The organism is Flavobacterium sp. W21_SRS_FM3, assembly GCF_052113625.1.
GTDB lineage: Bacteria > Bacteroidota > Bacteroidia > Flavobacteriales > Flavobacteriaceae > Flavobacterium.
Genome location: NZ_JBGQOD010000002.1, coordinates 136,396 through 157,139 on the forward strand (window position 1 = coordinate 136,396; position 20,744 = coordinate 157,139).

General features: G+C 32.0%; 16 protein-coding genes. 14 read left to right on the forward strand and 2 right to left on the reverse strand.

The genetic code is table 11. The features are described from left to right. The first annotated feature begins 73 nt into the window (after window positions 1-73). Genes ACEN2K_RS04125 through ACEN2K_RS04135 form a run of 3 tightly spaced genes read left to right on the forward strand, consistent with a single transcriptional unit; the run spans window position 74 to window position 4,924 of the window. Window positions 74-1,090 (forward strand): ComEC/Rec2 family competence protein, encoded by a 1,017-nt coding sequence (locus ACEN2K_RS04125; protein WP_441758053.1) that lies wholly within the window; start codon window positions 74-76, stop codon window positions 1,088-1,090. Continuing rightward, on the forward strand, window positions 1,074-3,461 hold the full coding sequence (locus ACEN2K_RS04130) for a reverse transcriptase domain-containing protein (RefSeq protein WP_441758054.1): 2,388 nt from the start codon (window positions 1,074-1,076) through the stop codon (window positions 3,459-3,461). The genes ACEN2K_RS04125 and ACEN2K_RS04130 overlap by 17 nt, the downstream gene beginning before the upstream one ends. Next, the gene (locus ACEN2K_RS04135; protein WP_441758055.1) at window positions 3,458-4,924 is read left to right on the forward strand and encodes a DNA polymerase; all 1,467 of its coding nucleotides are present in this window, start codon (window positions 3,458-3,460) and stop codon (window positions 4,922-4,924) included. Before ACEN2K_RS04130 ends, ACEN2K_RS04135 begins: the two co-directional genes overlap by 4 nt. Before the next feature lie 242 nt (window positions 4,925-5,166). Here ACEN2K_RS04135 and ACEN2K_RS04140 read toward each other — a convergent pair whose 3' ends face one another. Beyond that, window positions 5,167-5,394 carry a hypothetical protein gene (locus ACEN2K_RS04140; protein WP_441758056.1) on the reverse strand — a complete coding sequence of 76 codons (228 nt, stop codon included), beginning with the start codon at window positions 5,392-5,394 and terminating at the stop codon, window positions 5,167-5,169. 339 nt (window positions 5,395-5,733) lie between these two features. Here ACEN2K_RS04140 and ACEN2K_RS04145 point away from each other — a divergent pair, with 339 nt between their 5' ends. Together ACEN2K_RS04145 and ACEN2K_RS04150 are read left to right on the forward strand one after the other, a co-directional pair. Next, the gene (locus tag ACEN2K_RS04145) at window positions 5,734-7,143 is read left to right on the forward strand and encodes a cyclodeaminase/cyclohydrolase family protein (protein ID WP_441758057.1); all 1,410 of its coding nucleotides are present in this window, start codon (window positions 5,734-5,736) and stop codon (window positions 7,141-7,143) included. Window positions 7,144-7,456: 313 nt separating this feature from the next. Next, window positions 7,457-8,302: an RteC domain-containing protein gene (locus ACEN2K_RS04150; RefSeq protein WP_441758058.1), complete on the forward strand. Its 846-nt coding sequence runs from the start codon at window positions 7,457-7,459 to the stop codon at window positions 8,300-8,302. Between the two features lie 80 nt (window positions 8,303-8,382). Here the strand turns inward: ACEN2K_RS04150 and ACEN2K_RS04155 are convergent, their stop codons facing one another. Then, the gene (locus ACEN2K_RS04155; RefSeq protein WP_441758059.1) at window positions 8,383-8,661 is read right to left on the reverse strand and encodes a hypothetical protein; all 279 of its coding nucleotides are present in this window, start codon (window positions 8,659-8,661) and stop codon (window positions 8,383-8,385) included. 385 nt (window positions 8,662-9,046) lie between these two features. On the opposite strand from ACEN2K_RS04155, the gene ACEN2K_RS04160 reads away from it, so the two are divergent. The 9 genes from ACEN2K_RS04160 to ACEN2K_RS04200 all read left to right on the forward strand — a co-directional run bounded on the left by ACEN2K_RS04160 (window position 9,047) and on the right by ACEN2K_RS04200 (window position 20,605). Beyond that, on the forward strand, window positions 9,047-10,681 hold the full coding sequence (locus tag ACEN2K_RS04160; RefSeq protein ID WP_441758060.1) for a helix-turn-helix domain-containing protein: 1,635 nt from the start codon (window positions 9,047-9,049) through the stop codon (window positions 10,679-10,681). 748 nt (window positions 10,682-11,429) lie between these two features. Continuing rightward, complete coding sequence (locus ACEN2K_RS04165) at window positions 11,430-11,765, forward strand: helix-turn-helix domain-containing protein (protein WP_441758061.1); 336 nt, start codon at window positions 11,430-11,432, stop codon at window positions 11,763-11,765. 80 nt (window positions 11,766-11,845) lie between these two features. Beyond that, window positions 11,846-12,847 carry a transcriptional regulator gene (locus tag ACEN2K_RS04170; protein ID WP_441758062.1) on the forward strand — a complete coding sequence of 334 codons (1,002 nt, stop codon included), beginning with the start codon at window positions 11,846-11,848 and terminating at the stop codon, window positions 12,845-12,847. Next, a complete protein-coding gene (locus ACEN2K_RS04175) occupies window positions 12,831-13,490 on the forward strand; it encodes an ATPase (RefSeq protein WP_441758063.1) in 660 nt (219 codons plus the stop codon). Before ACEN2K_RS04170 ends, ACEN2K_RS04175 begins: the two co-directional genes overlap by 17 nt. A 112-nt stretch (window positions 13,491-13,602) precedes the next feature. Next, window positions 13,603-14,256: a hypothetical protein gene (locus tag ACEN2K_RS04180; protein ID WP_441758064.1), complete on the forward strand. Its 654-nt coding sequence runs from the start codon at window positions 13,603-13,605 to the stop codon at window positions 14,254-14,256. 246 nt (window positions 14,257-14,502) lie between these two features. Next, the gene (locus ACEN2K_RS04185) at window positions 14,503-17,244 is read left to right on the forward strand and encodes a class I SAM-dependent DNA methyltransferase (protein ID WP_441758065.1); all 2,742 of its coding nucleotides are present in this window, start codon (window positions 14,503-14,505) and stop codon (window positions 17,242-17,244) included. Further along, entirely contained in the window at window positions 17,245-18,750 is a 1,506-nt protein-coding gene (locus tag ACEN2K_RS04190; protein ID WP_441758066.1) for a P-loop NTPase fold protein, read from the forward strand. 156 nt (window positions 18,751-18,906) lie between these two features. After that, entirely contained in the window at window positions 18,907-19,758 is an 852-nt protein-coding gene (locus tag ACEN2K_RS04195) for a hypothetical protein (RefSeq protein ID WP_441758067.1), read from the forward strand. Window positions 19,759-19,780: 22 nt separating this feature from the next. Continuing rightward, window positions 19,781-20,605, forward strand: coding sequence for a BRO family protein (locus ACEN2K_RS04200; protein ID WP_441758068.1), 825 nt, complete (start codon window positions 19,781-19,783; stop codon window positions 20,603-20,605). Window positions 20,606-20,744: the final 139 nt, after the last annotated feature.

Consider the following 20,744-nt stretch of genomic DNA (forward strand, 5'->3'; position numbering starts at 1 on the left):
AATTGAGCGGTTACGAACTTCCAGCCATCTCAAAGTGGCATAACGTTGTGCCTAATTGTATTAAAAATCACGTATGAAAATAAAATTCTTAAAAGCAGGTACAGGAGACTGTATAATTATCAATCATAACTCTAAAAATATTTTTATTGATGGAGGTAATGAAAGTACCTACCTAATCTCTGAATATTATAAAATAAAATCAAGACAAGAGAGAGTTGATTTTCTAATTGTTACTCATCATGACGAAGATCACATCAAAGGAATTTTAGATTTGTTTAAGGAGATTGAAACGAGAAATGAAGATCCATTAATTGATAATATCATTTTTAATTCTCCTAGAAAAATATTAAATAAAATAGAAAAAATAGATGACTCAAACTTGCTATCTTATAAGCAAGCTCACGAACTTGAAAAATATTTGATAAATCATCGCAATATAAATTGGGAAACTTCTTTAAAAACAACAGAAATAGAATCTAAAATAAATTTAGTATTTAATGACCCGAATTTATCATTTAAAATGTTTTCTCCTAATAAAGATATTTTGGAAAAATATGCGTCAAACAAAGGTGCTTATTTAACCAGCGATCATAGATGTGATTGGGGAGCTTCATTATGTACATTAATCAAATCTATAGATGACAAAAGCCAAGATACTTCATCAAGTAATATGACCAGTATTGTTTTATTGCTTACTTATAAAGACAATAATTATCTTTTTACTGGTGATGTTACACCATCTCGTTTAAGCGAAATTATTGATAAAATGAGACTCCAAAATGAAATGGTTAATTTTAAGTTGATAAAATTACCACATCATGCAAGTTACAGAAGTCTTAATTCAGAAATTTTACAAAAACTAAACTGTAGAAATTTTGTGGTTTCTACAAATAGTAAAAAACATTATTTACCTAACAAAAAAGCTTTTTTGAAAATTATTAATAACAGAAAATCAAATGAAATAATCAATTTTTTCTTCAATTATGGTGAGGTCATTAGTAATCTAAAAATATCTAAAATAGATGAGAGAAATTACAACCTTAATTTAGTTTCTAACAATAAAAATTATGGTTATGCCTTTGATATCTGAAACATTAAAATCTTGTTCTGTTAAAATAGAGTCAATTGTTGCTGGAGTTCCTTCTATTGGGTCTGGAGTAATATATCAGACACCTAACAAATGTTATTACAATTATATCTTAACTGCAAAACATCTTTTATCTGAAGATTCTCATACTGAATTTGACTTTAGCAAACTACAAAGTATAGACATTAAATATTATACAGATAAATTTGAAAAATTAAGTTTTTTAAAGGGGAAAAGCTTAAACGAAAATGATATAATAATTTTTGAAAAAGAAGATTTAGTAATCTTAAAAATTCTTAAAACAGAAGGAATAAGTTTTCCATCTATATTAGTTTCAGACGAGTTAGAAAATGATGAATTAACATTTTCTTGTTGGTCGGTCTTTAAGGCAAATGAAGATGCTTTAAGTCTTTTTAAATTTAATAGAAATGACCCTTCAGAGAAAAAAATCAATCTTGAAAATAATGTTACTAAAGAATATCTAAATGGTTTATCAGGAAGTGGTGTTTTTATTCATAATAAGAATACACTATTAGGTGTAATATCTAAATATCCAAATGAGAATTTTGAAAATTCAACAATAGAATGTTCTAGAATATCATTTGCTAATATCAATTCAAAATTACATGGTTTAGGTTTTATTCAACTAGACACAAAAGGAAGTCATTTAAAAAGAGAGATAAAAGGAAGATTAGTTGAATTTTATCAGGCACAGATAAATGGATCATACTTGGATTTAAAAATTGCAATTGAAAGAACAAAAACTGATATGAATGACGATTGGTTTTATGATTCATTACAATATATAGATCTTCTTCACCCAGATTATTTATACGCTCAGTTAAATGACTATTTTTATGAAAATGGGTATAAAGCTACTAAAGCAGAAAAATTTTATATTCCAAAAAACAATTTCACATTAAGAGAAGCCTACATTTTACCATTGATTGATAGAATTATCTATATGGCTATTGCTGGTGAATTAGGAGAGTTAATTGATGATTCTTTAATTCCCAATGTTTTTGCACCACGCTATAATAGAATAAAACAAAATAGTTTGCTTATTAACGGTGTGGAGCAATGGCTAAAAATGAAATATAAAATTGCTCAAGAAATAAATAAAAAAAATAATGATCAGTTTGAATTTAATTGTATTCTGCATGTAGATATTTTAAATTACTATGACAACATTGATAAAAAATTACTTGTTGAAAAATTAAAAAGAATTGCCACAAATAATAATCATTTAAATACAATTAAACTACTTGAAACTTTTTTATCTAGCTATTCAGAGAAAAGTACAGGACTACCACAGAATAATGAAGCCTCTGCATTATTATCTACTTTTTATTTGAATCAAGTTGATGTTTTTATAAACAATCACACACATTCATATTTTAGATTTGCCGATGATATTAAAATATTATGCAAAGATAAATATGAGGCTCGTAAATTTTTAGTTTTACTAGAAAAGGAATTGAAAAGATGTCAGTTGTCCGTAAATTCACAAAAAACTAAAATCGTTGAAATTGTTGATTCATATGAAGAAAAAAGTGAGCTTGTAATACTAAGAAAAGAAGTTGCAGAAATTTTCAACCCTGAAATCGAACTGATTAAAGTACTTTCAAAATCGTCAAATTATCAGTACAGAAACGAGGCTTTTCATTCTGCAATTAAACTCTTAAGTGAAAACATTAATTTTGATGGGAATGAAAGCGACGAGCAATCAAAAAACTTAGTTTTTGCTTTAAGAATAATAGAATTTTTAGGAAAATCAAAAATACATTTTCAAACATATAAAAATGAATTATTACAATCTTTAGCAAAAGCAGTTAAAGTTTTAAAAGATAAGCCTTGGATTACCCCACAAGTTTGTAAAATTTTATCACTAATAGAAGCTGATCAATTCACAAGTGTTTTTGGACTAGACTTAAAGGAACTAGTTCTTAATCAACATTTGAATCTATATCCTTATCAACAGTTTCAAATATGGCTATTATTTGCAAAGCAAAAGTTTAAAAGTAAAGACTTAATAATTTATGCTACTCAACAAATAGAGATTAACGATTCTACTCAAAAGGCTACAACTTCTGCACAAATTTTATATTTGAGTACCGTAGATAAAAATTTCAAACGAATTATTTTAAGAAAATTTGAAGAAAATTTCACTGCAGGATATTTCCAAAACAGAGCCGCTTTAATAGCTATAAGATCTTTTAGTCTCTTAGAACCAAAAAAAGAGGCCATTCATCCAGCTTTATCAAGTTCATTTCCATTCACATCGGAATTTGGACATAAAGACTTAGTTTTTTACAGTGATATTGAATTAATGAATGAAGATGAAGATTTAATAGAAGAACTATTCTCAATATGAAAGAATTTATTATTTACTTTACACTAAACAAATGGTATTCATTAGATATATCTAATGATGAATTTATCGAAGATTATAATATCTCAATTAAAAATAAGTATTATACATTTCAAGTCTCTGATTTGATTAGAGAGATTAAATCTAAAAATTTCAAAATAATTCCTGAAATTATTAATATTGAATCTTTTGACAAACAATTTTCTCAAAAAGGAAAAGATCTATTAGATTTTAAAAAATGGCATATATTAAAAGCCCTAAGAAAAGAAGAAATAATAGACTCACATTATAGAGTTAATGATTTAATGGATTTTTTACTCAAGATCAAAGATTTAATAGATAAATTAAAAGAAGATTCAACTGATGAACTGAATCGTTTTAATAATATCGAGCTAAAAATTAATAAAATTATTCACAAAACATCGTTTGAAGGGATAAAAATTGACAGAGATATATTAGACCAGAAATGCATTGCCTTACATAGAATTATTTATGAAATAAAAAATGAGTTTCAATTTTCACACAACATTTTTCAGCCAGAAAATTTTGAAACACAAGCTGATTATTTAAAAAACAAAAATTATAGAATATTAGTATCCATTGAGAAAACAGTAAGTTTACTTAGAAAATCCGATATAATCTGTGACCAATTTAACCAGCTAAATAGATTGAGTAAAGATTTAAAAACTTTGATGGTACTTAAATCAAGGCTAGGTGGAATTGATTTTGTCAATCCTTATTTTGTAGGTTTTGGATCAATAACATCAAGAATCATTATAAAAGAACCATCACTTCAAAATTTAAGAAAGGAAAATCGAGATATAATCGTTCCAAATAATGGTAAAGAATTATTTTATATTGATTATAGTCAATTTGAGGCTAGTATTTTAGCTCATTGTTCAACTGATAATGAACTTTTAAAGTTAATAAACGCGGATGATGTCTATTCTGATATTGTTATCAAAATATACAATACAGTAGTGAATGAAAATAGTAGAAAAGAGGCAAAAATACTTTTTTATCGCTATTTGTATGGAGATACTTTTGACAACAAAAAAGAAAAAGAACTAAAAAAGAAAGTTGATAGCTATTTCAATAGATTTAAAACGTTAATTAAATTCAAAGAAGATTTAAAGAAAGAGGCAATTAAAAATGGGCTTGTTAGCACCCAAAATGGTAATATTAGAAAACTTGATTTGAATAATATAAATATATGGATTTTAAGTCATCTTATACAATCAAAAGCGTCTTATATTTTCAAGAAAGCTATTATTGAAACATTTCAAAATGTCAAAAAAGCGAGATTGTTAATTCCATTACATGATGGAGCGTTATATGAAATAGACATTGACGATTCTGAAATAATCAAAGTAGAAATAATAAACATTTTTGTCAAAACATTTCAAAACGAATGTAAATCACTAACAAATCCACAAGCAAAAGAACAGAAATTCCACCACAACTAGGCATAAACCCCAGCTGGATCGAGCATTAAGTAACACAGGCGCTGGCCCGGCTGGCTTGAGCATTAAATATCATAGCTGCTGGCGCGATGCGTCCCGCTCGTACCCACAATCAAAATCAATTAAGAGAAGTAATCCCGATGGCGCAGAATTGTATTCCGTGACTGCAATGTGAAGTGTAATTAAAAGTTTTAAAGAACAAATAGAAACTGTAATGCAAAGAAGAAAGGGCTGAAAAGCCCTTTTTAAGATTCTAAAGTCAAAAGAAACTCAGAAAATTTGATATTGTCAGAGTTACAAATCACTTCAGTTTCTTTTTCTAATAGATCTGCTGTAATAAAATCAAAATCATCTTTGTAGTTTTGAATACTCAAATCAAATAAATCGTATTGTAATGTACCTTGAATGGGTTCTTCAAAAGCAATTTTAATTTTTTTAACTGTAGTATTGGCCTTTTTCGCAAAGACATTCAAAGCTTCTTTTATAATTTTTGTTTCATACAAATGAAGCACCACCGTTTGTTCTCCCTAAACTAAAATCAACGATTTGAATGGCACTAATAGCGCCCGATGGCGCGGAATTGCATTCCGTGACTGCCACTTATAATCCTACAACGTCTCAAAGTAAAACAAATTAAGATAGGTTCATGCTATTTTATTTTTCATAATATAAATATTGATTAAATCTTAAATAAAAATGCTAATCAGAATAGATGTTTTAGCATTGATTATAGTCGCGTAAAACAACTTATTTATCTATTTGTAAGTACAGTACGATTAATTTATTACTTTTAACAATTAAACTAATAATTTATGAATAGATATTTGTTAGACATACCCACGGAAGAACTATTGGAAAAATTTGGAAAAGGAAGCCACATTCCAGGTTCGGGAAGTGCAGCAGCTTTTCAAGGTATGATATCAGCTAAGTTATTAGTTACCGTTATAAGTTTAACCTGTGATGAAAAACGAAAAATAACTTATGGCGCAGTGGTTCCGGAATTAATCAAAATGCAAATGAAAATTGTAGAGCGAATCTTCCCCGAACTTACTAATTTATTTCACAAGGACTCCTACCATTTCGATCTGGCAATAAAACTTAGAGAAGCTCGTAATAATGAAAAAGATCCTGCATTGCAAACTAACTTAGAAAGGCAGGCACTAGAGCAACTCAAACTTGCTATTGACATTCCATTAGACATTGCATCTTTAAATATTGAATTAGCTGAAATGGCTAGCTTTGTGTTTGATAAGGGTTGGAAGGCAGTGCGTGGAGATTCTCAAGTGTCATTAAGTGGAGCTGTAGCTGCTATCGCAGGTTGTCGTTCAATAATAAATCTAAATTTACTTTGTTTTGGAGGAGACGAATACAAATATATTGAAGGTATTAGTAAAAAATTAAATATACTTAAATCAATCTATGATGAATTGAATATCAATGCAAATACAAAAATTGAACAACTGGAGAATGAATTGAAAGAAAAAATGCCTTTGTTTAAAGAAGCAACAGAAATATTATTTAAAGTAAAGTCAAAAACCTACCTGTCAGATGCTGAAATCGAAAATAGTGCAATCGAACTGCAGCTATTACTTTGGAAATACAGAAGTCAAATTTGGAAAGAAGACTCTACTACACCTTTAAAAATTTTAAACCCTGCCCAAGCATTGCAAAAAGTATTTGGATATAAGTACTTTTTGATGGAAAACATCTCTCTTGCAGACCAAGAAGACTATACAAACGTTGCAGGTATTATTGACCAGAGAGATAAATTAGTCCTGATTTCAAAGCAATACAACGTTTCAACTCAAAATTTCACAACGGCTCACGAGTTAGGTCATGCAATGTTGCATTCGCAACTCGTTATGCATCGTGACATACCAATTGAAGGTTCTACACAATCCACAAAAAGAAGTAAAGAAGAAATTCAAGCTGATAAGTTTGCTTCCTACTTCTTAATGCCACGAAAACAAATTATAAAAGAGTTTACAGAAAGATTTATTAATTCTAAGTTTACAATTGATGAACAATCTGCTTTCAACTTAATCAAAGATGGTCCTGGGAAATTGAAAAGCGATTGTAAAAATTTAAGAGGTTTATCCAGAAAATTAGCCACAGCAGAAAGATTCGAAAATCAATCTTTTAATTCAATGACTGAATTATTTAATGTTTCTGTTGAAGCTATGGCAATTAGATTAGAAGAATTAGAGCTACTTGTTTTTTAAAATAAGATGGTGCATCCCTTGACTCTCACTACCATAGTCTTATAGGTCTCCTGACTTCGAACTACCAACTTTAAATACAATACCGCAAATAAGAAATATGCGGTGATTATTTTCATTTATCACCGCATATTTGCGGTAGATATAAAGTATAATCACAACATTATTTCAAAAATCAAAGTATGCAATTCGGGAATTACACTATTCAATTCGAGAATCGCACACCATACTATTTGGAAGCATAGCGACCATCAAATAGATTTACAGCCCAATTCAATTACCAAAAAAGTCAATTTGTAAATCTTAAACCGCTTCAATGAAATTATTTTCTGAATCCTTGATGTCCCAATTAGAACAGCAATTAAAAGTAATCCATCTGCAAACAGAAAATCCAATTCAATCGGCTGAATTGTCCATTAAAAGTAGCGTTAATGCCTTAGAGAAACTAAAATCCTTTTTCATAAAATACAAATCGTTGAACAAGAAAGAAGAAATAGAATTCTTTCGCGATATCAAACCAAAGTTTGCGGCTAAACTGATTTACTACAGCGACATCTATACTATAGAAACCAACAAGCCATTGGGTTCCCATAAAACAATAGCTAAATATTATAACTCCGAACTTCTTAAATTAAAAGTTTTCTTCAAACAAAACCAGGAATTTTACCGCTACTGCCGCACGGCTAACAACTGCCTTGATAGCAAATATTATATACGCGAAAAATACGACCTTAAATTAATGATGGACAGTGTTTATTTTCAAATAGACCATCGCTTCGCAACCTCTCACGACTATAAGATGGCTCGCATAATAGCGAACGATGAAATAAAAAATTTTCTGCTGGAGCAAATGGAAAAACTAGAAAGAAAGGCAATAACAGCACAATCGCCTTCCCCACTCCCTAAAAGCCTAAAATGGACAGGATCAAAAGTAGATTTGATAGAATTAATTTATGCACTGCATTCAGAAGGCGTTTTTAATAATGGAGCCACTGGGCTCAAAGAAGTCATCACCTTTTTCGAGTCTTCTTTAGAAATCGAATTGGGGCAATTCAATAGGGTTTTTCTGGAAATCCGCAACAGGAAATCCGATAGGACAAAATTTATGAATACACTCAAAAACAAACTCATAATCCGCATGGATGATGCAGATGAAAATTAAAAAAAAAGCTGCTCACACTAAAATGAGCAGCCTTCTAGCTTTGATTGTAATAACTCCTATCTTAAACCTGGATTCAACTACTAGTTGCTCCCTGTAGTTCCTGTAAAATGGGTGATAAGCTTTTTCCAGTCTGGATCAACGGTTTCATCTGCCTGCATTGCAACTGTATTAGTCGATAAACCTTCCGTAGCGAGCACTGTATCCCCCTTCTTGGTAGTATAATAAGGATTTTCGTTCTTCATATCTGACTTGCCTACAGTATCGCCCGCTACAAGAGGACTATCGGTTGTACAGGAAGCAAGTGCAAAAAGGACGGCCAAACAAATTAATGTACTAAAACCTAAATAGAATTTTTTCATTTTTGATAATGTTTTAAATGTTACTGATTACTTTTTAATCAGTTCATTTCTCCCGGGATAATCTGAACAATTTTGATGGTGGCTTTGCTCATAACAAAACCGTTTGAATTCAAAGCAAAACTAATAGGACCTTTCCCCTCCCACAAGCCAACAACTGTTCAATTCGGGAATCTATGATATGCAATTCCCGAATTGAACACACTACATTTTACTCTAAAATCCAAATAAACAGTAAGTTAAACTCCAGTAAACGAAAGAATCCTTAATAAGGGTAATTCTTGTAATCAATTACATTATTTTAGCTACATTTATTTTACAAAATACAGTCTCAAAGACATTAATCTTATGTTTTCTAATCAGTAAGCCACCCCAATCTCTTAGAAATATGACGAAAAAATATTTACTTATAATATGGTTATGTCTGTATTATAATGCTTACCCACAACAAAATAATTTTGTTATTCCGGATAGTCTTTCAACTAAAGACTATGAATATTTTAGTAAAAACATACTTTATGAGGAAAAGGACAGTATCAAAGAAAGTTTGTATGCACAATCATGGTTAGCTAAGGCAAAACGGGAGAAAAATTACGGACAAATGGCCCAATCCTATAAAGCCCTAATTTATACAAGCGATAAAAAACTACAACTTATATATGCCGATCGTATGCTGATAGCGGCAAAAAAAACAGCTGATTTCGCATTAATCGGATCAGGCTACATGACAAAAGGGGTTATCCAATATGATCGTAAAGAGCACATGAAGGCACTGGACAGCTATCTCATGGCAGACGAATACATTTCTAAGACAAACAACCAATACCAAATTTACAAAGTAAAATATGGCATTGCTCAGATCAAATATTACCTTGGGTTTTACGATGAGGCAATAGCATTATTTAAAGAATGTCTTGGGTATTTCAAGGAAGAAAATAGCCGTGCGTATCTGAATACACTTCATTCTTTAGGGCTTTCTTACAACCGCACAGGTAAATATAAGTTATGCAGCCAGATGAATCAGCTGGGGCAAAGTGAAGGTCTGCGTTTTAAAAACCTAGAAATGCAATCCTACTTTATCCATTCTGAAGGCGTAAATCAATATTTCAAACACAATTATCCTGACGCAATAAAGAAGTTGACAAAGGTACTGCCTGCTTTGAAAGAGACTAAAGACCTTACAAACGAAACGACGGCCTATTTTTACATCGGTAAAAGCTACTGGGCCCTAAAATTGCAGGAAAAAGCAGTACCCTACTTTAAAAAGATAGATGAAGCATTCCAAAAACAAAAGTACATACGCCCTGATTTACGGGAAGCTTATGAACTATTAATTCATTATTATCAGGAACAAAACGACAAAGAATTAGAGTTATATTATGTCACAGCCCTTTTAAAAGTTGACCAAGTTTTGATTAAGGATTATAAATACCTTTCAGGGAAAATACACAAAGAATACGACACAAAAAATTTAATTCAAACTCAAAGAAACATTGAACACTACTGGACCATTATAATTACCATAATGACAGTAATCATTGCAATACTAGTGTACAGACACTATAAAAATAAAAGATTATTTGAAGAATTAATGAATCGCAAACCCGAAACCATCCAATCATTGGTTTCAAACAATACCAGTAAAGAACTCGATATCAATCCTGAACTAATTACTGCAGTTCTAAAAAATCTAGAAAAATTTGAGCGCAATAAAAAGTACCTCGAAAAAGACATGAATTTGGCAAAAATGGCTTCATTACTAAACACCAATACAAAATACGCTTCTAAAATTATTACACGCTATCGAAAAAAAGGAATCGTCGAATATATCACCTATCTGAAGATTGAACATATTGTAGAGTTACTCAAAAACGAAAACCTATACCGCAATTACAAAAATGAGGCATTAGCTGACGAAGCTGGTTTCGGTTCTACCCAAAACTTTACGCGAGCGTTCAAAAATCAAACAGGCCTCTCTCCCACCTACTTCATCAGTGAATTAAAAAACCAACAACATTCATAAATAATAACAAGACATCCAAAATCGACTTCGCAAGACCAGTAATATCAAAAACAAACTTGTAATTACAACCTACTCTCCCCGCCCTTAAATAAAAAGCATAGCAAAACAACGAGGAAGTGAAGTGGCAGCAGTCCGCGAGTTGAGGACGAAGGACGAACGGCTCGGGCTGCGGAACATTTGAAATTAAAAGGAGGACTGCCAGTGGCAGTCAGGTAAATAACTAGCTAGTTTTCAAGCTTTTGATTTTCAGGCTTGAAATCGATGATTCATGAATACAAAAAAACAATAATAACCCATGAATATTTTTTTGTTACTTTTTTCATAAAGGAAAAAAGTAAAGACTTTCTTCAAATATAAAAACAGCAATCAACCAATAAACGTTCAACTATACTCTCCTCACACCGCCCTTAAATAAAAAGCATAGCAAAACAACGAAGAAGTGCAGTGGCAGCAGTCCGCGAGTTGAGGACGAAGGACGAACGGCTCGGGCTGCGGAACGGAACTTCAAGGTAGTTTTCAAGCTTTTGATTTTCAGGCTTGATCTTTTGTTTCTTTTGTATCAAGACAAAAGAAAAGATTTGCTTAAAAATAAAAAATAGCATTCAACCAATACACGTTCAATTACAACCACAACACCCTGAACACTGATTACTAAACACTACTTTTCTTTCACAACTTGTGAACCACTTGTGATATAAAATCAACCAATACCAACACTTTTGTACCATAACAACCTAAAACATAAGTTATGGCACTTGAAAGCAACAGCTCCACCAACACAACTAAAAACAGAATGTACCGTGAGCAATTAATTACAATGGAAGACTTAAACGAATTCCGAACGCTTCTTCTCAATGATCTAAAAGGAATCATGCAATCCAAACCACTCCAGCAGAAACAATGGCTCAAATCAAATGAAGTCCGGAAACTCCTGAATATTTCACCAGGTACATTACAAAACCTTCGCATTAACGGAACACTGACCTATACCAAAATCGGTGGAATTATGTATTACGACCAAACTGATATCGAAAAACTTTTAAACGGAAATAAAGTAAATGCCCTCCCTACACTTTTCAAGTAAAGTCATCGCACGTAACGAATCAATCAAAGTATCATTCCCGTCATCTCGAGCGCAGTCGAGAGACACAATTCACTAAAAATATGAACTACATCAAACACCTCACCGGATTTTTCAATAAAATCAGTTATGAAACAAACCTAAATCCAACCCACATTTCGCTCTATTTAGCACTTTTCCAATGTTGGAACGTAAACCGATTCAAGAACCCAACAAGCATATCGCGAGAAGAAATCATGAAAGCAAGTAAGATCAATTCAAAAGCAACATACCATAAGTGCATGAGAGAATTAGAACTTTTAGGATTTATGATATACAATCCAACATTCAATCCCCATTCCTCGTCCAACATCATTATGAAAAATTTCTCTGAAGAAGTAAACGCAAATTCAAAAACACCACAACCAACCCATTCAAATAATGAACCCGTTCACAATTTGACCAAAACAAAAAATGAACAAGTTATTGAACAGGTTAATGAACAGGTATATATATATAATAAAAAACAAACAACTAAAAACATTTTAAACAATATAAAAATAGATATAAAAAAAAATTCAATTAATCAACCAGTTCAAAATTTAAATCTATTAAAAAATCAAAAAAAAGAAATGCTGGAAGTATGGGCCGATGACAATCGGCAAATAATTTCAGCATTCGCTGACACCAATAAAAAACAAACTGAAAGCGGTCAGCAAAAAGAAAAAAGTTGCGCGAAAAAAGAAAAAGTAATTGAACTCGATTTAATTTTTGACACCACCACTGAAAATCAAACTGAAAACAGTTTGCACAAAATTGTCACTTCGAGCGAAGTCGAGAAGCCTTCACTCGAAATGATACTCGAATACTTCTCTTTCAAGGAAAGTTCCCAAACGGAAGCCAATAAGTTTTTCAATTACTACTCCAGCATCGGTTGGCTCATTGGTGGAAAAACAAAAATGAAAGATTGGAAAGCTGCAGCAAGAAACTGGATGCTCAACACAGCTAAGTTTGCTACTAACACCCAAAAATCCGATTACAATTCCCAACCAAAACCGATGCACCTGCACACGGCAACCCAAAAAAACTATGATGAACCATTGTAAATCCGTCCGTGAAACCTTCGTGATCCACAAAGGTTTCAAAATATATAATTTCCAAAAATGCTTGGAATACCTCGAAAATCAAGGAAAAGCCTCCTATGGAAATTCGTTTCATATCAGCGAAACAGATCACCCTACCATCTATAAATTGTTGATTTATATGATTCAAGATGAGAAAGCAGCTTTAAACCTAAAGTTAGACTTATCGAAAGGTATTTTAGTATCGGGTTCAATTGGTTGCGGAAAAACATCCCTAATGAACTTAGTACGCCCTTTTGCCTATCATTCATCCGAATACAAAATCAAAACATGTAGGGAAGTCTCGTTTGAATTTGCTAAAAATGGCTTTGAAGCAATCAACTGCTACACGCTAAAGCAAGCCAATCAATCGCGACTAACCGGTTATTGCTTTGACGATTTGGGTGCCGAACAGCAAATCAAGCACTTCGGTAACGACTGCAACGTCATGGCCGAAGTACTCATTAGCCGCTATGAACAGTTTGTCGAAAACAAATCCGTCACGCACATCACCACTAACCTTTCCGCCTCCGAAATCGAAAACAACTACGGCAACCGCCTCCGCTCCAGAATGAGAGCCATGTTCAACCTCATCACCTTCGACAAAAACACCAAAGACAAACGATAGATAGCTTGCCCTGAGCGAAGTCGAAGGGTCACTTCGAGTAATTTTTAAGTTTTTCACTTAAAAATTGTATCGAGAAGCAACCTGAAACTTTAAACCTGAAACAAAACAACAAATGAGAAAAATCAACACCTTTTGGAACTGGTTCCAAGACAACAACCAAACCATCAAAAGCCTCATCTATGAAACCCCTAAAAACCAAATTCATATCATCTATTGGTTATCAAAAAACCTCAGCTACTACTGCGAAGAACTAGACTTTATAATTCTATTCCCCAAAAATAATACGGATAAAACGGAACTCATCATAACCGCAAACGGTAATGTCGAATACTTCGGTCAAGTAATTGATTTAGTCGACAATGCGCCACAATTAAGAAAATGGAAATTCACAGCATTCTTACAATCAATCGAAAAAATTAATAAGATAATCAACGGATTGGACCAACCATACAACATCCAGGAACTTACTTTACAATCTAATGAATCTAAATTTCTACCCATAGATTATGATCCAATAAAAGCAAAAATCGACACTATCATTTTCCTGAAAGAATACAATTTGTATTGTAATACAAAAACTTTAGAGCAAGCCATTTTTATTATCCTGCAAAACATTCCAGGAGAAAATATCTTAGTCCAAAGTATTAGTTTAATTCAACTGCCATGTGTAAGCTATACCAAATCATCTATAGAAAACGAGGAGTTGATTCATTTATACGAATTAGAAAACTATTTGGATAGATACAATCAAAATTCTAATTTGTAAGATATATATAGTTTTACATCTATTTAATTATCGAACCAATATCACCAAAAGTGGGTATAGTAAATTCCTTAAATTTATTGTTCTTTTACACCATAAAGAATCAAAACAAATCAATCGAAAGTAGAAAAGCAAGCCATTTACGGTTTCACTCATTTATTCTAATTAAATATTCGATACTTTAGCAAATGAATTATTAGAATTTAATTCTAAAGTCGAATTGCATTAAAATGGTAATATAATAAGTCTATGAACATTGCTCAAATAGAAGAAAACCTTCAAAACCTTATATTAAACTACACCCTAGAAACCTTCATTTATGAATTATTATTGGCTTACGGTTTACCCAAAGCATCCATCACCAGGTTACAAAAAGGAAATTTAAACCTGTCAAAAGTAGAAGGGGAAATTTTTTGGAAGAAAAAACTGTTTTTTAAACCGGTTTTCAATCAGGATTTGCATCTTGCTATTTCCGAAATAAAAAACACACTCAAACAAGACCAGCGCTTTGTTATCGTGACTGATTATAAAAACCTATTGGCAATTGATACAAAAACAGGCGATAGCTTAGACATTGATTTTACTGCCTTACCCAAGCACTTTGATTTCTTTTTGCCCTGGGCAGGAATGGAAAAAGCAACCCATCAAAATGAGAATCCAGCCGATGTAAAAGCAGCCGAAAAAATGGCACGGCTTTTTGACGAAATCAAAAAAGACAATCCCGATAATTCACCGGAATTCATTCATGGACTCAATGTGTTCTTATCCCGATTGCTGTTTTGCTTCTTTGCTGAAGATACCGGTATTTTCGAATTAGGACAGTTTACCAATGCGCTCGCCAGCCACACACAAGCCGACGGTAGTGATTTGACGGATTATTTAGATAAATTATTCGCCGTTTTAAATACCCCACGCAGTATTGATAGTAGAGACGCACTGCAATGCGACTCTAAGGCACAATATTTACAAAATTTCCCTTACGTAAATGGTGGTTTATTTAGAGAACAACAACCCACACCCTTGTTTACCCGTCGTTCCCGCCAAGCCATTATCGATGCGGGACAAATGGATTGGGCTGCCATAAATCCCGATATTTTTGGTTCGATGTTTCAGGCCGTTATTTCAGTAGATCAACGGGGCAGTTTAGGACAGCATTACACCTCCGTGCCCAATATAATGAAAGTTATAGAGCCTTTGTTCTTGAATGATTTATATGCGGAATTCGAAAACGCCAAAGGCAATAAAAACAAACTCGAAGCGGCACTTAAACGCATCTGGAACATCAAACTATTTGATCCCGCTTGCGGAAGCGGAAACTTCCTGATTATTGCCTACAAAGAATTACGAAAACTAGAAATGGGTGTTTTTAAGGAAATAGATAGTTTAAATGGAAATTTAGGGACAGGGAAAATTGATTTTCAAGAGACCTCATTTTCTCAAATCCGATTAAACAATTTTTACGGAATAGAAATAGATGATTTTGCACATGAAATTGCCATACTTTCGCTTTGGTTGGCAGAGCACCAAATGAACCAAGAGTTTTTTAAAGCCTTTGGCCGTACCAAACCCGCTTTGCCACTAGAACAAACAGGATCTATCGTTCATGGTAATGCCACTAGAGTAGATTGGGAAATGGTTTGCCCCAAAAATGAAGGGGATGAAATTTATATATTGGGGAATCCGCCGTATTTGGGTTATGCTTTGCAGTCAGCAGAGCAAAAAGAGGATATGGCTTTTGTTTTTAAGAATTTAAACAATTATAAAAAACTCGATTTTATTGCTTGTTGGTTCTACTTAGGGGCTAATTACATTAAAGGGTATAATGCACAATTTGCGTTTGTTTCTACCAATTCTATTTGCCAAGGAGAACAAGTAGCAATTTTATGGCAAAGTATTTTTGATAAAAATTTAGAAATAAGTTTTGCCCATACTTCTTTCAAATGGAATAATAATGCCAAAGCGAATGCTGGCGTAACTGTAGTTATAGTAGGAATAAGAAATAATTCTAAATTATCTAAGTATTTATTTAGTGAAAATAGAAAGTATAATGCCAGTAATATCAATGCATATTTGGCAAATGCTCAAAATACTATTATCGAGAAAAGACAAAAGACAATTTCAGATTTTCCGACTATGATGAAAGGTAGTCAACCTACGGATGGGGGAAATTTAATATTATCTAAAATTGAAAAAGAGATGTTAATTGATAAACATCCTCAAAGCCAATTATTTATTAGAAAATTAAGTGGTTCGGAAGAATTTATAAACGGCTCTGAGAGATGGTGTTTCTGGATAACATCGGATATGCTAGAAAAAGCTATTGAAATTGATGATATTAAAATACGTATTGAAAAAGTCCGTCAAATGCGTTTGCTTAGCTCAAAAAAAGCAACGCAAGATAGTGCTAAAATCTCATACGCTTTTGGAGAAATACGCTTTTTACCTTCAAACTCAATTATTGTTCCTTCTCATTCATCTGAGAATAGGGACTATATTCCATTGGGTTTTTTGGACGAATCAACGATTATAAGCAACTCAGCATTTGCAATTTATAATGCTCAAAATTACCTTTTCGCAATCCTAAATTCAAATATGCATATGACTTGGGTTCGTGCTGTTTGTGGAAGCTTAGAAACTCGTATTCGCTATTCAAATACATTATGCTACAACACCTTCCCCTTCCCCCCAATTACCGCAACCCAAAAAGAAGAATTGACCCAATGTGTGTTCCGCATTCTGGAAGAGCGGGAAAACCACTCCGAGAAAACCTTGGCGCAACTATATGACCCGGTTAAAATGCCAGAGGGTTTGCGTGAAGCACATCGCTTGAATGATTTGGCAGTAGAGCGTTGTTACCGTAGTAAACCTTTTGAGAGCGATGAAGAACGACTGGAATATTTGTTTAAATTATATGAAAAAATGATAGCAGAGGAAAAGGAGAAAGACACTTTGTTTGCGAAGGAGAAGAAAGCTAAAACAGTAAAAATGTAAATGGAAGTAGCTGACAAAATAATTAAAATAGAAACAACAGAAATTCTAAATAATTTTAAACAACATTTAGAGTTTGATGGCAATAAAAGAATTCTGTTTTCTGGTCCTTTCGGCACCGGTAAATCTACTTTTTTAAAAGAGTTTTCTGAGAAAGAAAATGAGTATTTTTTTTATTTAAAAATATTTCCAGTTAATTATTCTGTCTCGGCAAATGAAGATGTTTTTGAGCTGATAAAGTTTGATTTATTGCTTCAATTAATGGGTAATTTTCAGGATGACATTGAATTAGAAAAGGAAGATTTTACCCTATTATTAAAAAGTCAAATATTTATAATGGAGCGCATGAAGTTTATGCCTCTATTATACGCAATATTAGGATTTAGTGAAAAAATTGGTACTCCAATTGTTAAATTTATTGAAGCACTAGAGAAAACTGTTGGTGATTTCAAAGCATTTAATGACGAAATCAAAATTGATGAAGAAAATGATATTACAGCATTTTTGGAATCAATACAAAATACCAAAGGGAGTAGTCATGAAATGGATGCGGTTTCAGAATTGATTTTTGATTTAATAGGACGAATCAAAACTAAGTATCCAAAAAAAGAATCCGTTTTAATAATTGATGATTTAGATCGATTAGATCCAGAACATATTTTTAGACTCTTCAATATTTTCAGTGCCCATTATGACGAAATTAATGATAAAAATAAATTTGGATTTGATAAAGTAATTTTTGTTTGCGACATAGAAAATATTCGAAAAATATTCCATCATAAATACGGTGCGGATGTAGATTTTTCAGGATATATTGACAAGTTCTACTCTATAAAACCTTTTGATTTTGACAATAGGAAATACATTCAGGAAAAAGTATCCGCCTTTATGAAAGCTATAATTTTTGACGATAAAATAAAGCATTTGTATGTTAATAATAAATTGTTTCATAAAACAGCCATAGCTCTAATTATTTCATTAATAGAAATCAAAAAGCTTAATTTAAGGGTGTTGCTAAATATTAATACAGTAAAGGTTTTTGAAAAAATATTTAAGAACTATCCAAGTGGTGACTCAATCGTCACTTATCAAACTCCAATAATAGTTTTGTTTCATTTGTTGAAAAACTTTTATGGTTCTTTTGAAATTTTACAGATTAGATTAAATCATTTATATACTTCTTTGAACAAAGAAACGCTAACGTCAGATTCTACTTATTCCAATTATTCGGGATATCTTGACTGCACAAAAGGAATAATTTCCTACTGCTTGCCTTTTATCCTGGAGAATGAGGGTAGAGAAGCTAAACCAAACGAAATAAAAACCTCGTTTGTAATAAAATATGATTGTACCATTCATTACAATGAAGATTATTCGGAATACAATTTTAAAAAATTTGACAGTGCCACAAAAGGGAATGATGCTACTTCAGAAGAAGTTGAATTAAATCCGTTTGAAATATTATTGGATACATTTAGAATTTGCCAGAAACGAAGTTTATTGAAATAAATCATTTGAGAGTGATGAAGAACATTTGAAGTATTTTTTCAAACTATAAAAAAATGATAGCGGAGGAAAAAGAGAAAGGAACATTGTTTGAGACGGAGAAGAAAGCGAAAGTAATCGTTTAATTATTAAAAGGATTTTAAAATTAGTGCAAGTATAATGATAAAAAGAAACTATTATTCTGTTCGTGCTGGAAAGCTTGATTCTGATGGGGAAATTGATTTCGAAATGTTAAAGAAACTTTTTTTGAGTAATTATAACATTCTTGATAAAACAGGTTATTTTCAAAAATATTTTGGTTTTGACTGTTCTGAAGGTTTCCAAAGAGGAGAAATAGGTGAACATTTTAATGATTATGTGTTTATAAATATTCGGAAGGAAAATTTATTTCCAATTGAGACAAAAATTCAAAATTATACAGAAAATGATTTTTTTGACGTTTTAGAATTTTTATATGATCATTGTTCAAAAGGTCAAGAAGGTTATTTTCATGACGACAATAGTTGGGGGGAAGGCTGTAAAAGATTTCATGATCAATCTTATGACGATTTGGAAGGACAGAAACATTTCAGGGAGACTATGAATACTATTTTAGTTGATTATAAAGATGGATTTGAAATTTCTGAAAACGGAGAGATATTAATTTTTTCAGATAATGGGCTGTCTCATTTATTTGAAGCTGATATTCCAACTACTGATGCTGATAATATTTCTAATAAGATGAATGCTGCAATACTAAAGTTTAGGAAAGCTAAATCTACATTAGATGACAGAAAAGAAGCTATTAGAGAATTAGCGGATGTACTAGAATATGTGAGACCTGAAATAAAAAAGTATTTAGATAAAAAAGATGAAAATGACATTTTTAATATTGCTAATAACTTTGGCATAAGACATCACAAGGTTGACCAAAAAACTAATTATAACAAAGCGATTTGGTACAGCTGGATTTTTTATTATTATTTAGCAACATTGCATACTGTTTTAAGAATAAGTAAATTAAAATCCTAAAAGGCAAAAAAATTAAATAGATATGGAAAATGAAATCAAACTATTTGAAGATAAAAAAGTACGAAGCCATTATGATGCCGAAAAGGAAATTTGGTATTTTTCGGTTATCGATGTTATTTCTATTCTAACAGGAAGCTCAGTGCCTAAAAGATATTGGAGCGATTTAAAAAAGAAGTTGACCAAAGAAGGAAGTGAAGTGTACGATAAAATCGTACGGTTGAAAATGCTTGCCGATGATGGTAAAAATAGAATTACTGATACCGCTGATACCGAAGCATTGCTAAGATTAATTCAATCTATTCCGTCGCCAAAAGCCGAACCTTTCAAACAATGGTTGGCTAAAGTAGGCTATGAAAGAATAAAAGAAATTGCCGATCCCGAACAAAGTATAGACCGAGCCAGAGAAAACTGGAAACAATACGGCAGAAGTGAAAAATGGATTCAGCAAAGAATGATGGGTCAAGAAACCCGAAACAAATTAACCGATTATTGGAAAGAAAGCGGTGTGCAAGAAAAAAAGGATTTCGCCATACTAACCAATATCATTCATAAGGAATGGACGGGTCTAACAGTAAAAAATCACAAAGAAGTAAAAGGATTAAAATCTCAAAATTTGAGAGATCATATGAGCGAAGCTGAATTAATCTTTACGGCCCTTGCAGAATTATCCACAAGACAAATAGCCGAAAATGATAAAGCTAAAGGAGTGCCCGAAAATGCAAAAGCAGGTAAAAAAGGAGGTGCTATTGCTAAAAATGCAAGAATTGCATTAGAGGAAAAAACAGGGAAAAGCGTGGTAACTGGAGAAAATTTTTTACCGCCAGAGAAGCAAGAAAAAATTGATTGAGGGATGAAAACCCAACTATTATAGATCTACCTAATTAGCTAAAATTACAAGAGATAAATCCCTTCTAAATAAAGGAACCAGCAGAAAACCTATTTGGAAAAAGTTTGTCTAAAATAGGTACAGATAAAAAACACTTTAG